Source organism: Streptomyces sp. NPDC037054 (genome assembly GCF_055606745.1).
Map to the genome: position 1 here is coordinate 479,696 of NZ_JBVJSJ010000004.1, position 12,540 is coordinate 492,235.

Genomic DNA, 12,540 nt, shown 5'->3' on the forward strand with positions numbered 1-12,540 from the left:
TGCTCTTCGGAGAATTCAAGAAATGCGCTTGGAGTATCCCGATAATCGGATGAAATTCAGGTGCCGGTCACTGCCAGGCAGCCTCGGCCGCGCGCCGGGCCGCCTCCGGGTCCACGTCCAGACCCTGTTCGGCGAGCGCCGCGCCCAGCGCCGCGAGGCTGCCCTGCACCGCCCCGCGCCGCGCCTCGGGGCCGTAGTGGTTGACCCGGATCATCTCCTTGGCCAGCGCGCCCCCGCCCGCCGCCAGCGGCAGCATCGGGTCCGACTCCAGCGCCCGCGCCACCAGCTCCGCGGCCACCACGCCCGACGGCGCCCGCAGCGTCGTCGCGACCGGCGCCGCGTCCCGCTCCTCGTGCACGTACGGCTCCAGACCGCCGCCCAGCGCGAGCGCGCCCGCGCGGGTCGCCGCGGCGGCCGACCGGTGCCGCGCCATCACCTTCTCGAGGCCCGCCGCCTCGATCCGCTCGACACACGCCTCCAGCGCCAGCATCTCCAGCTGCGCCGGCGCGTGCGGCAGTGCCTTGCGGCCGCCGTCGATCCAGCGCTCCTTCCAGTCGAGCAGCGACAGGTAGGAACGGCGCGGCGCCTGCGGGTTCGCCGCCATCCGCGCCCACGCCCGCTCGCTCACCGACACCGCCGACACCCCGGCCGGGCCGCCCATCGCCTTCTGCGCGCCGATCACGCACAGGTCCACGCCCCACGCGTCCGGCAGCACCGGCTCCGCGCCGACGGAGGCGACGGCGTCCAGGTAGAACAGCGCGCCGTGCTCGCGCACCACCTCGCCGATCTCCGCGACCGGGTTGGTGTTGCCCGTCGCCGCCTCGGCGTGCACCAGGGACACGAAGTCGATCTCCGGGTGCTCGGCGAACGCCGCCCGGATCTGCTCGGCCGTGACCGCCGCGTGGAACGGCACGGACAGGTCGATCACTCGCGCCCCGCAGTCCCGCAGCCAGTCCCCGAACGTCTGGCCGTACGGACCCGTGATGACGTTCAGTGCCGTCGTGCCCGGCCCCGCGGTGCCGCGGATCGCACCCTCCAGGGGCAACAGCGCCTCACCCTGCATGATCACGACGTCCTGGCGGGTAGCCAGGAGACGGGCCACGCGGTCCTCGACGGAGGCGAACTGCGCGGCGCTCAGCGGGGTCAGATCGAGGAAGGGGTGGGTCGTCACGGCGGTGCTCTCTTCGGTCACGGAGGTGGACGCAGACGAGCGTAACCGGCACCCCGCGCGCCGCACCGCGACCGTCGACTTCTCAGGCCGGACAGCCCGCGCGCCATCGGATTGATTTGAGGAGGCCAAAGGTCTCCTTATAATCGGAATTCACCGTTCCCGCATAGGAGGACACCAGTGACAACGCTCCACGGGCGCCGGACCCGCATCCTGGCCGCCACCACCGCGACGGCCGGGCTGCTGCTCGTGGCGGCGTGCACCTCCACCGACGACGGCGGCAGCGGCTCCAAGACCGCCGCCGGCGGCGTCGAACTCGTCAAGGCGGGACAGCTCACCACCTGCACCCACCTGCCCTACCCGCCCTTCCAGTCGGAGATCGACGGCAAGGTGCAGGGCTTCGACGTCGCCCTCGTTGACCTCGTCGCCGAGGACCTCGGCGTCAAGCAGGACATCGTCGACACGCCCTTCGAGAACTTCAAGACCGGCGCGTTCCTCAACTCCGGCGAGTGCGACCTGGCCGCCGCCGGCATGACCATCACCGAGGAGCGCAAGAAGAACGTCGACTTCTCCGACCCTTACTTCAACGCCACCCAGGCCGTCCTCGTCGACAAGAAGAGCGGCGTCACCTCGCTCGCCGACGTCAAGGCCAAGAAGGTGAAGCTGGGCGCCCAGGCGCAGACGACCGGCGAGGACCACGCCAAGAAGCAGGGCTTCGACCCGGTCTCCTTCGAGTCCTCCGACGCCGTCCTCAACGGCCTGCGCACCGGCCAGGTCAAGGCCGTCGTCATCGACTACCCCGTGGTCCAGGGCTGGCTGAAGGACAAGGCCAACGCCGACGCCTTCGAGGTCGCCGAGAACATCAACACCGGCGAGCAGTACGGCTTCACGGTCAAGAAGGGCAACACCGAACTCCGCGAGGCGATCAACAAGGCCCTCGCCGACGCCAAGGCCGACGGCACGTACAAGAAGCTGTACGAGAAGTGGATCGGCCCGTACGACGAGTCCGCCGCGTCGCCCGCCGCCTCATGACCCAGGCGGACACCGCACTCCAGCCGAAGAAGAAGGGCCTCACCCGGCGCCAGAAGCGCAGCCTGTCGCGCGGCGCGCAATACGTCGTGTTCGTCGCGGCCGTGCTCGCCTTCGCGTTCGCGGCCGACTGGGGGCGCCTGAAGAACCAGTTCGCGCAAGGGGACATCGCGGGGCAGATGTTCCCGGAGGTCATCACGCTGGCGCTCAAGAACACCGTGCTCTACACCGTGAGCGGCTTCCTCGTCGGACTGGTGCTCGGCATGGTGATCGCGCTGATGCGGCTGTCGTCCGTGGGGCCCTACCGCTGGCTCGCCGGCGTCTACATCGAGATCTTCCGCGGCCTGCCCGCCCTGCTGATCTTCATCTTCATCGGCGTGGCCGTACCGCTGGCCTTCCCCGGCACGGAGATCATCGGCGGCACGTACGGCAAGGTCGCCCTCGCGCTCGGCCTCGTCGCCGCCGCCTACATGGCGGAGACGATCCGCGCCGGCATCCAGGCCGTGCCCAAGGGGCAGATGGAGGCGGCCCGTTCACTGGGCTTCTCCTCGGCCCGCGCCATGGTCTCCATCATCGTCCCGCAGGCGTTCCGGATCATCCTCCCGCCGCTCACCAACGAGTTCGTCATCCTCTTCAAGGACTCCTCGCTGGTGCTCTTCCTCGGCGTCACCCTGGCCGAACGCGAACTGTCCAAGTTCGGCCGCGACCTGGCCAGCACGACCGCCAACTCCACGCCGATCCTGGTCGCCGGCCTGTGCTACCTGCTGGTCACCATCCCGCTCGGCTTCGTCGTACGCCGCATGGAGGCGAAGGCCCAGGAGGCCGTGAAATGAGCGAGCACACCCCCGTGGGAGGCCCCGAGATCGAAGTCCGGGACCTGCACAAGTCCTTCGGCGACAACCACGTCCTGCGCGGCATCGACCTGGAGATCGGCCGGGGCGAGGTCGTCTGCGTCATCGGCCCGTCCGGCTCCGGCAAGTCCACGCTGCTGCGGTGCGTGAACCTCCTGGAGGAACCCACCAAGGGCCAGGTCTTCGTCGGCGGCACCGAACTCACCGACCCCGACGTCGACATCGACGCTGTACGCCGCCGCATCGGCATGGTCTTCCAGCAGTTCAACCTGTTCCCGCACCTCACCGTCACCGAGAACCTCACCCTGCCGCAGCGCCGCGTGCTGCGCCGCGACAAGGCGGAGGCGGCGCGCGTCGCCGCCGAGAACCTGCGGCGCGTCGGACTCGCCGAGAAGGCCGACGCGTACCCGTCGTCGCTCTCCGGCGGCCAGCAGCAGCGCGTCGCCATCGCCCGCGCGCTCGCCATGGGCCCCGAGGTGATGCTGTTCGACGAGCCGACCTCGGCCCTCGACCCCGAACTGGTCGGGGACGTCCTCGCCGTGATGCGCATGCTCGCCGACGAGGGCATGACGATGATGGTCGTCACCCACGAGATGACCTTCGCCCGCGAGGTCGCCGACCGGGTCGTCTTCATGGACGGCGGCGTGATCGTGGAGGACGGCACCCCGGAACGCGTCATCGGCTCCCCGTCCCACGAACGCACCCGCCACTTCCTCTCCCGCCTCCTCGACCCGGCGATGGCCGAGGTGGAGGAGGAGACCTCGGACCAGGTGGGCAAGACGACCTAGCGCCTTATTAGGGTGCCGGGTATGAGCGATCGCACGGTGCTGCACGTGAAGGGGCGGGTGCTCGTCGGGGCGGAGGACGTCCGGGACGAGCTGTGGGTGATCGACGGGCGGATCTCCTACGACCGCCCCGCCGGGGCCCGGGACGTCACGACCGTCGAGGGCTGGGCGCTGCCCGGCCTGGTCGACGCCCACTGCCACGTCGGACTCGACCAGCACGGCGCCGTCCCCGCGGACGTCGCCGAGACGCAGGCCCTCACCGACCGGGACGCCGGCACCCTGCTGATCCGCGACGCCGGATCGCCGTCCGACACCCGCTGGGTCGACGACCGCGACGACCTGCCGAAGATCATCCGCGCCGGCCGGCACATCGCCCGCACCCGCCGCTACATCCGCAACTACGCCTGGGAGGTCGAGCCCGAGGACCTCGTGGCCTACGTCGCCCAGGAGGCCCGGCGCGGCGACGGCTGGGTGAAGCTGGTCGGCGACTGGATCGACCGCGACCTCGGCGACCTGTCCGCGTGCTGGCCGCGCGGCGCGGTCGAGGCGGCCATCGCCGAGGCGCACCGGCTCGGCGCCCGCGTCACCGCGCACTGCTTCGCCGAGGTCTCCCTGCGGGACCTCGTGGAGGCCGGCATCGACTGCGTCGAGCACGCCACGGGCCTCACCGAGGACCTGATCCCGCTGTTCGCCGAGCGGGGCGTCGCCATCGTGCCGACCCTCGTCAACATCGCGACCTTCCCGAAGCTCGCGGACGGCGGCGAGGCCAAGTTCCCCCGCTGGTCGGCCCACATGCGCCGGCTCCACGAACGCCGCTACGACACCGTCCGCTCCGCCTACGACGCCGGAATCCCCGTCTTCGTCGGCACCGACGCCGGCGGCGCCCTGCCGCACGGCCTGGCCGCGGCCGAGGTCGCCGAACTGGTCACCGCCGGCATCCCGCCCCTCGACGCGCTCGCCGCCGGCACCTGGGCCGCGCGCGACTGGCTCGGCCGGCCCGGCCTGGACGAGGGCGCGGCGGCCGACCTCGTCGTCTACGACACCGACCCGCGGACCGACGTACGGGTGCTGTCGGCGCCGCGCCGGATCGTGCTGAACGGACGCGTCGTCGGCTAGTGCCACGACGGTCATCGGCGGGACACCCCCCGGCCGCGGACCGGGGTTGACGGCCGCGCTCGTGCCGCACGCCCCCCGCCGGCCCGTGCGCTCACCCTCCGGGAGGTGCCGGAGGGAGCGGACGGGAACACCCGTGCCGAGGGAATCGAAAACGTTCACGGAAAACCCACGATGGAGTGAAGTCACGCTGGATCGCTGCCCGTTCACTCTCCGTGCGTAATTCTTACGGGGTCCCGAGCAAGACTCATCTGGGGGTCCCACCACCTTGAACGGCAACAAGTTCCGCATGCCCGCACGCCGTCTCGCCACCGTCGCGACGGCCACGGCCCTGGCCGCCGGTCCTGCGGCCCTGGCCGGCGCGGGCTCCGCCCACGCGACCGACGACCACGGTCGCGCGAGCGCCGTCGTCCTGCGCACCGCACTCGACGTGTCCCTGCTCAACAAGACCGTGAACGTCCCGCTCGCGGTCTCCCTCAACGAGGTCCAGGCACCGCAGAGCGCCGAGAAGACCGCCCTCACGGCCACCCTCGACGGCGTCGACGGCGGCCAACCCTTCACCGTGCTGCGCGCCGACGTGGCCCGCGCGGCGGCGACGGCCGACGCGGAGAAGGCCGAGGGCACCACCGAACTCGCCCACGCCAAGCTCCACGTGCCGGGCCTGCCCCTGCTGTCCCTGATCGAGGTCGAGCAGGTCACGGCCAGGGCCACCTGCGAGGCCGGCAAGGCGCCGGTCGCCGCGGCCAACGTGCTGGGCACGGTCACCGTGCTCGGCAAGCGCGTGACCCTCACCAGCGGCGGCACGACCGACGTGAGCGTGCCCGGCGTCGGCGAGGTGCGGCTCGCCCTGTCCGAGCGGGCGACCACGTCCCGCACGGCCGCGGCCACCGCCCTCGAACTCACCGTCTCCGTCAACCCGTTGAAGCTGAACGTCGCCGAGGTCCAGGGCACGGTCACCCTCGCCGGGGCCACCTGCGAGTCGCCCGCGCCGCCGGCGGCCGGGCCGGCGCCCGCCGACGTGCAGCCGCAGGGCGCCGAGAAGCCCGACCTCGCCGAGACGGGCGGCGACTCCCGGACCCCGTACATCGCGGGCGGCGCGCTCGCCCTCCTCGTGGCGGGCGGGGGAGCGATGGCGATCGCCCGCCGGGGCAGGAGCTGACGCCGGGGCACGAACGAGGGCTGACTCCCGGGGCCCGAACGGGCGTCAGCCCTCCGTCCGGGCCGACGCCCGCTTCAGGGCCCGCAGGAAGGCGTCCGTCGTGGCCCTGTCGCGGACCGCGAGGCGCAGCCACCCCTCGTCCAGGCCCGGGAAGGTGTCCCCGCGTCGCACCGCGAAACCGAGCCCGCGCAGGCGGTGCCGGACGGCGGCGGCGCGGGGCAGGCGGACCAGCACGAAAGGGCCCTCGGCGGGGGTCACGACCCGGACGCCGTCCGGCGCGAACTCCGCGAGGCCGGCGAGGAGATGGTCCCGGTCGGCGGTGACGCGGTGCGCCGCGCGCGCCGCCTCGGCCAGCGCCCGCGGGCTCACGCACGCCTCGGCCGCCGCCAGCGCCGGAGTGGACACCGGCCACAGCGGCTGGGCCCGCTCCAGCTCCGCGACCGTATCCGGCGCGGCCAGCACGTAGCCGATGCGCAGCCCCGCCAGCCCCCACGTCTTCGTGAGGCTGCGCAGCACCACGAGACCCGGCACGTCCGTCCGCCCCGCCAGCGCCTCCCGCTCGCCCGGCACCGCGTCCATGAACGCCTCGTCCACCACGAGCGTGCGCCCCGGCCGGGCCAGCGCCGCGACGCCGGCCGCCGGGTGCAGCACCGACGTGGGGTTCGTCGGGTTGCCGATCACCACCAGGTCGGCGTCCTCCGGGACGGCCGACGGATCCAGCCGGAAGCCGTCGTCGGCCCGCAGCAGCACCCGGTCCACGGTGTGCCCCGCGTCCCGCAGCGCCGCCTCCGGCTCCGTGAACTGCGGGTGCACCACCACCGGCCTGCGCACCTTCAGGGCCCGCGCCAGCAGCACGAACGCCTCGGCCGCGCCCGCCGTCAGCAGCACCCGCTCCGGCGGCAGACCGTGCCGCAGCGCCACCGCGGCCCGCGCCGCCCGGCCGTCCGGATACGCCGCGAGCGAGCCCAGCGACTCCGCGACGACCTCCCGCAGCCACATCGGCGGCGTGTCCGCGCGGACGTTCACCGCGAGGTCGATGAGCTCCGCGCCGTCGTCGCGCACCTCGGCGTCCCCGTGGTGCCGCAGATCGTGCCCGCCCCCGGCGGCGGCGTCAGTGGGCATGGGAGTGCGTGTGCCCGCCGTGATGGTGGTGCCCGTGGTGGTGGCCGTCGTCGTCCGGGTGGAAGTGCGGCTGCTGCGGCATGCCCACCTTGTCCTCGAAGCCGGGCAGCGCGATGCGGTACACGCACGAGTCGCAGTTCATCCGCAGGTCGCCCTCGACGGCCTCCCGGTACCGCTCCATCACCAGGTCCAGCAGCTCCGGCTCCGGACCGATGACGTCCGCCGACCGCACGTCGACATCCGGGTGCGCCTCCGCCCAGCCCTCCGTCTGCTGCCGCACCCGGTCCGGCAGGATCCCGGTGAACAGGAAGTAGGGCAGCACCACGATCCGCCGCGCCCCGAGCCGCACACACCGGTCGAGACCGCTCGGCACGTCCGGCGCCGCCAGCGACACGAACGCCGTCTCCACGCCCGCGTAACCGCGCCCCTCCCACAGCAGCCGGGCCGCCTTGTGCACCTCGGCGTTGGCGTCCGGGTCGGTCGAGCCGCGCCCCACCAGCAGCACCGTCACGTCCGACCGGTCCTGCGGCGTGCGGGCCGTCCCGCCGAGCGCCTCGTCCAGGCGCCGCTCCAGCACGCTCAGCAGCGCCGGATGCGGGCCCAGCGGACGCCCGTAGGCGTACGAGATGCCGGGGTGGCGCTCCTTCTCGCGGGCCAGCGCCGCCGGGATGTCGCCCTTGGCGTGACCGGCGGACACCAGCATCAGCGGTACGGCGGCGAACCGGCGCACGCCTCGCTCCACGAGTTCGGTCACCGCGTCGCCGAGCGGCGGCGGGGACAGCTCGATGAAGCCGCCCGCGACGGGCAGTTCGGGGTTGCGGCGGCCCAGCTCCCGGACGAAGTCGCGGAACGCCTCGGCTCCGGCCTCGTCCCGGGTGCCGTGGCCGGCGATGAGCAGGGCGGGCGGGGTGGTCACGGATTCTCCTCGGTGGTGGGGTGGTACAGCAGGGCGTTGAGCGCGGCGGCGGCGACCGCCGACCCGCCCTTCTCGGACACGTTGCTCACGGCGGGCAGCCCGCTCTCGCGCAACGCGGCCTTCGATTCGACGGCGCCGACGAACCCGACGGGCAGGCCGATGACGAGCGCCGGGTCGGCGTCCAGGGTCAGCAGTTCCTCCAGCGCGGTCGGGGCGTTCCCGATCACCCACAGGGCGCCCGGGCCGACCTGCTCGAAGGCGAGCCGGATCGCGTGCGCGGACCGCGTGAGCCCCGGACCGGCCTCGGCGTCCCTCAGCCGGCAGACGGTCTCGCGGCGGGTGATGCCCGCCCCGACCATCTCCACGTCCACGACGACGGGCGCCCCGGCGTGCAGCGCGGCGTGCGCCTTCTCCAGGTCGGCCTCGGCCATGACGAGGTCGGTGGCGTAGTCGAGGTCGGCGGCGGAGTGGATGACCCGTTCCACCACCGCCCGGGTCAGCGGCGGGAAGTGCGAGGTGTCCAGCCGGGCGCGCAGCCTGCGGTAGGACTCCACCTCGATGGGATGCACGACACGGTTCACTCGGCGCCCTCCCGCCCCGTCTGCCAGCGGTAACCCCGCGGCGTCACCATGCGGCCCGCGATCTCGCGGGTCGCCGTGTTGCCCACGGTCACGACGGTCATCATGTCGACCGTCGCCGGGTCCAGCGCGGCCAGGGTCGTGAGCCGGCTGGACTCGTCCGGCCGGGAGGCGTTGCGGACGACACCGACCGGCGTGCCGGGCTCCCGGTGCTCCGCGAGGATGCCGAGCGCCTTCGGCAGCTGCCAGTCGCGGCCCCGGCTGCGCGGGTTGTAGAACGTCACGACGAGATCCGCCTCGGCCGCCGCCCGCACCCGCCGCTCGATGACCTCCCACGGCGTGTGCAGGTCCGACATGCTGATCGACACGTGGTCGTGGCCGAGCGGCGCGCCGAGGATCGCACCGGCCGCCAGCGCCGCCGTCACGCCCGGCACACCGACCACGTCGATGTCGTCGGACGCCTCGGCGAGCGCGGGGGAGGCCATCGCGTACACGCCCGCGTCGCCGCTGCCGATGAGCGCGACGGCCTGCCCCTTGCGGGCCTCCTCGACCGCCGTACGGGCCCGCTCCTCCTCGGCGCCCAGCCCCGACTCCAGCACGCGGGTGCCGGGCCGCAGCAGATCGCGGATCTGGTCGACGTACTGGTCGAGGCCCACGAGCACGGAGGCGCGCCGCAGTTCGGCCCTCGCGCGCGGCGTGAGCAGGTCACGGGCGCCGGGCCCGAGCCCGACCACCGCGAGCCGCCCCCGCCCGGGCCGCCGCACGACGGCACAGGTCGCCATCGCGGGCCGCCCGTCCGCCCGCTCGGACTTCCGCTTCGGCACGAGCAGTTCACCGCCACGCGCGAGGGCGGCGGCCTCGGCGACGGACGGCGTGCCGACGGCGGCGAGCGGCGCGTCCGACGGGTTGGGCACGGCGACCCCGGCCAACTCCTCGGCGGAGTACGTCACCAGAGGCACCCCGAGCCGCTCGGCGGCCCCCACGACGCCGGGTTCACCGGCCTTGGCCTCGACGGTGGCCAACTCGGCGACACTGCGCACGGACAACCCGGCGTCCCGCAGGGCGCCTTCGACCAGCCCCAGCACCTCGTCGACGGGAGCACCCTTCGAGGCGCCGACGCCGACGGCGAGGGAGGGCGGGCGGAGAACGACTTCGCGCTCGCCCGGAGAGACATGACGGTCCGTCAGGAGAACGCGGTACGCGCCCTCCTCGGCCAGGGGCAGGGCGGGCAGCGGCCAGGGAACCTCCGCACGCAGGGCGACCGGTTCGCCGTCCAGCAAGGCCCGAGTGACGCCCGCGACGTCCCCCTCGACCGGCAGCCCCAGCGTGTCGAGCCCCGGCACCCCCACCGCATCGGTCGCCGTGGTCACCACGGGCTCCGCCCCCAGCACGTCCCCCACCTCACGCGCCAGCGCGTTCGCCCCGCCCCCGTGCCCGCCGACCAGCGAAACGGCGTACCGTCCGCCCTCGTCGACGCAGACGACGCCCGCGTCGGACGCCTTGTCGGACAGCAGCGGCGCGATCAGGCGCACCACCGCGCCCGTCGCGAGGAAGCACACGAGCTGCTCGCACTCCGCGAACGCGGCCCGTACGGCGTCCCGGACGGGCCCGTCGTACACGCGCGTGCGGTCCGGCCAGGCCGCGGCCAGCCGGTCGCGCGCCGCCGCCCCCGCCGCGGTGGCGGAAATGAGGCCGATCACTGGGCAACTCCTTCGGTACGGGCCTGGGGCCTGACGCCCCACAGCAGGAAAACGGGATTGGTGGCCGCGAGCCGGGTCACGTCACCCGGCAGCGGCGCGAGCCGCGACGACTGGAGCAGCACCCCGTCGCAGTCGAGCCCCGCCCGGGTCAGCGCGTCCCGCACGGCCGGCACCCGGTCCAGCGCGGCCAGGGCGACGACGACCGTACGCCGGGCCCGCCGTGCGCAGGCCGTGACGACGGCGGGCAGCTCGCGCCCGCCGCCGCCGACGAACACGGCGTCGGGGTCGGCGAGATCGGACAGCACCGTGGGCGCCGCCCCGTGCACCACGCGCACGTCGACCCCGTGTGCGGCGGCGTTGGCGCGTACGCGTTCCACACCGTCCGCGGTCTTCTCGACGGCGGTCACGGCGGCGCCGAGCCGGGCGCACTCGACGGCGACGGAACCGGAGCCCGCGCCGATGTCCCAGACGAGGTCGCCGAGCCGCGGCCCGAGCCGGGCCAGGGCCAGCGCCCGCACCTCGAACTTGGTGATCATCGAGTCGCGGTGGGCGAACTCGCCCTCGTCCAGGGCCCACCCGGCGGGCGCCGGCCCGGGCCCGGCGACCGTGCGGACGCCGCCGAGGGCGCGCGACTCGTCCAGGCACAGCACCACGCTCACGTCCGCCCCCCAGTCCCGGGCGGCGGCCCCGGCCGGCGTGACCCGCTCCACGCGCTCGTCCGCCGAGCCCAGCGCCGACGCCACGACCAGGACGCGCGACCCGGACCAGGCGAGGGCGGCGCCCAGTTCGGCGGGGCCCGCCCCGGGGCCGGTCAGCACGGCGACCTTGGGCCGGGCCCGGCACACGTTCACGGCGGTCCGCAGGTCCCGCCCGTGGGCGCTCACGACCACGGCGTCGTCCCACGGCAGCCCGGCCCGCGCGAACGCGGTGGCCACGGACGACACTCCGGGCCGTACGTCCAGCCGGCCGGGACCGAAGCGCTCGGCGAGGGCCCGCACGATCCCGAAGAACCCGGGGTCCCCGGAGGCGAGCACGACGACCCGCCCGGCCCCCTCGCCCTTCTCCAGGTGCCGGGCGACGGCGTCCAGGGCGGGCGCGAGCGGCCCGAGCGCGACCCGCTCCGCCGTGTCCGGCAGCCGCGCGGCGTCCAGGTGCCGCCGCCCGCCGACGACGAGACCCGCCCCGGCGAGCACGTCCTCGTCGAGCGGCGCCCCCGTGCCCGTGCCGACGACCGTGATCACGTGCTCGCACCTCGCGTGCGCAGCGCCCTGCGGGCCTCCGGGTCGGCCTTGCGGTAGCCGTGGAAGTGACCGGGGTGGTACAGGTGCGAGCGGGTGCCGTGCGCGTCGAGCGCCGGGCCGACCAGGAACAGCGTGTGCTTCCAGAGCTTGTGCTCCTTGACCGTCTCCTCCAGCGTGGCGATCGTGCACTTCACGATCAGCTCCTCCGGCCAGGTCGCCTGGTACGCGACGACGACCGGGGTGTCCGTCGGGTAGCCGCCCTCCAGCAGCTCCCGCACCAGCTGGCCGCTGCGGGCCGCCGACAGGAACACCGCCATGGTCGTGCCGTGCCGGGCGAACTCGCGGACCTCCTCGCCGGGCGGCATCGGCGTCTTGCCGCCGCCGAGCCGGGTCAGCACCACGGACTGCGCGACCTCCGGGATGGTCAACTCCCGCTGCGCGAGCGCGGCCACGGCGGAGAAGGAGGACACGCCGGGCACGATCTCGGTCGCGATGCCGATCTCCGCGCACCGGTCCACCTGCTCCTGCGTGCCGCCCCACAGCGCCGGGTCGCCGGAGTGGATGCGGGCGACGCGCAGACCCTCCTCGGACGCGCGCCGGTACACCGCCACGACGTCCTCCAGGGACATCGTCGCCGAGTCGAGGATCTCCGCGTCCTCGCGCGCGTGCGTGAGGACCTCCTCCTGCACCAGGCTGGCGGCCCAGATCACGACGTCCGCCTCGGCGATGGCGCGCGCCGCGCGGAACGTCAGCAGATCGGCGGCGCCGGGCCCGGCACCGACGAAGGTCACCTTGCCGGCGGGGGCATCGGCCATGGGAATCGGTCCTCTCCTACAAGTTCCGCGGTCCTGCGCGAACCGCGGGGTTCTCCAAGCCCT

12 protein-coding genes are annotated in these 12,540 nt (G+C 74.1%); 5 read left to right on the forward strand and 7 right to left on the reverse strand.

The features are described from left to right. Positions 1–67: 67 nt before the first annotated feature. Positions 68–1,192, reverse strand: a complete 1,125-nt coding sequence (locus ACZ7D7_RS13065) for a pyridoxal-phosphate-dependent aminotransferase family protein (protein ID WP_470824162.1) — start codon at positions 1,190–1,192, stop codon at positions 68–70. Between the two features lie 156 nt (positions 1,193–1,348). Between ACZ7D7_RS13065 and ACZ7D7_RS13070 the strand changes: the two genes are divergently transcribed. The 5 genes from ACZ7D7_RS13070 to ACZ7D7_RS13090 all read left to right on the forward strand — a co-directional run bounded on the left by ACZ7D7_RS13070 (position 1,349) and on the right by ACZ7D7_RS13090 (position 6,105). Further along, positions 1,349–2,200, forward strand: a complete 852-nt coding sequence (locus ACZ7D7_RS13070) for a transporter substrate-binding domain-containing protein (protein ID WP_470824163.1) — start codon at positions 1,349–1,351, stop codon at positions 2,198–2,200. Then, on the forward strand, positions 2,197–3,030 hold the full coding sequence (locus ACZ7D7_RS13075; RefSeq protein ID WP_470824164.1) for an amino acid ABC transporter permease: 834 nt from the start codon (positions 2,197–2,199) through the stop codon (positions 3,028–3,030). Before ACZ7D7_RS13070 ends, ACZ7D7_RS13075 begins: the two co-directional genes overlap by 4 nt. Further along, positions 3,027–3,836 (forward strand): amino acid ABC transporter ATP-binding protein, encoded by an 810-nt coding sequence (locus ACZ7D7_RS13080; RefSeq protein WP_470824165.1) that lies wholly within the window; start codon positions 3,027–3,029, stop codon positions 3,834–3,836. Before ACZ7D7_RS13075 ends, ACZ7D7_RS13080 begins: the two co-directional genes overlap by 4 nt. Positions 3,837–3,857: 21 nt before the next feature. After that, positions 3,858–4,949 (forward strand): amidohydrolase family protein, encoded by a 1,092-nt coding sequence (locus ACZ7D7_RS13085; protein ID WP_470824166.1) that lies wholly within the window; start codon positions 3,858–3,860, stop codon positions 4,947–4,949. 265 nt (positions 4,950–5,214) lie between these two features. Further along, the gene (locus tag ACZ7D7_RS13090; protein WP_470824167.1) at positions 5,215–6,105 is read left to right on the forward strand and encodes an SCO1860 family LAETG-anchored protein; all 891 of its coding nucleotides are present in this window, start codon (positions 5,215–5,217) and stop codon (positions 6,103–6,105) included. A 45-nt stretch (positions 6,106–6,150) separates the two neighbouring features. On the opposite strand, the gene cobC is transcribed toward ACZ7D7_RS13090, so the two are convergent. Genes cobC through cobM form a run of 6 tightly spaced genes read right to left on the reverse strand, consistent with a single transcriptional unit; the run spans position 6,151 to position 12,477 of the window. Beyond that, on the reverse strand, positions 6,151–7,227 hold the full coding sequence (cobC, locus tag ACZ7D7_RS13095) for an Rv2231c family pyridoxal phosphate-dependent protein CobC (RefSeq protein WP_470824168.1): 1,077 nt from the start codon (positions 7,225–7,227) through the stop codon (positions 6,151–6,153). Further along, on the reverse strand, positions 7,217–8,143 hold the full coding sequence (locus ACZ7D7_RS13100; RefSeq protein ID WP_470824169.1) for a sirohydrochlorin chelatase: 927 nt from the start codon (positions 8,141–8,143) through the stop codon (positions 7,217–7,219). Before ACZ7D7_RS13100 ends, cobC begins: the two co-directional genes overlap by 11 nt. Then, a complete protein-coding gene (locus tag ACZ7D7_RS13105; protein ID WP_470824170.1) occupies positions 8,140–8,724 on the reverse strand; it encodes a precorrin-8X methylmutase in 585 nt (194 codons plus the stop codon). The genes ACZ7D7_RS13100 and ACZ7D7_RS13105 overlap by 4 nt, the downstream gene beginning before the upstream one ends. After that, positions 8,721–10,421: a precorrin-3B C(17)-methyltransferase gene (gene cobJ / locus ACZ7D7_RS13110; protein WP_470824172.1), complete on the reverse strand. Its 1,701-nt coding sequence runs from the start codon at positions 10,419–10,421 to the stop codon at positions 8,721–8,723. Before cobJ ends, ACZ7D7_RS13105 begins: the two co-directional genes overlap by 4 nt. Further along, positions 10,418–11,662, reverse strand: coding sequence for a precorrin-6y C5,15-methyltransferase (decarboxylating) subunit CbiE (gene cbiE / locus ACZ7D7_RS13115; RefSeq protein ID WP_470824173.1), 1,245 nt, complete (start codon positions 11,660–11,662; stop codon positions 10,418–10,420). The genes cobJ and cbiE overlap by 4 nt, the downstream gene beginning before the upstream one ends. Continuing rightward, positions 11,659–12,477, reverse strand: a complete 819-nt coding sequence (cobM, locus tag ACZ7D7_RS13120; protein ID WP_470824175.1) for a precorrin-4 C(11)-methyltransferase — start codon at positions 12,475–12,477, stop codon at positions 11,659–11,661. Before cobM ends, cbiE begins: the two co-directional genes overlap by 4 nt. Positions 12,478–12,540 lie beyond the last annotated feature (63 nt).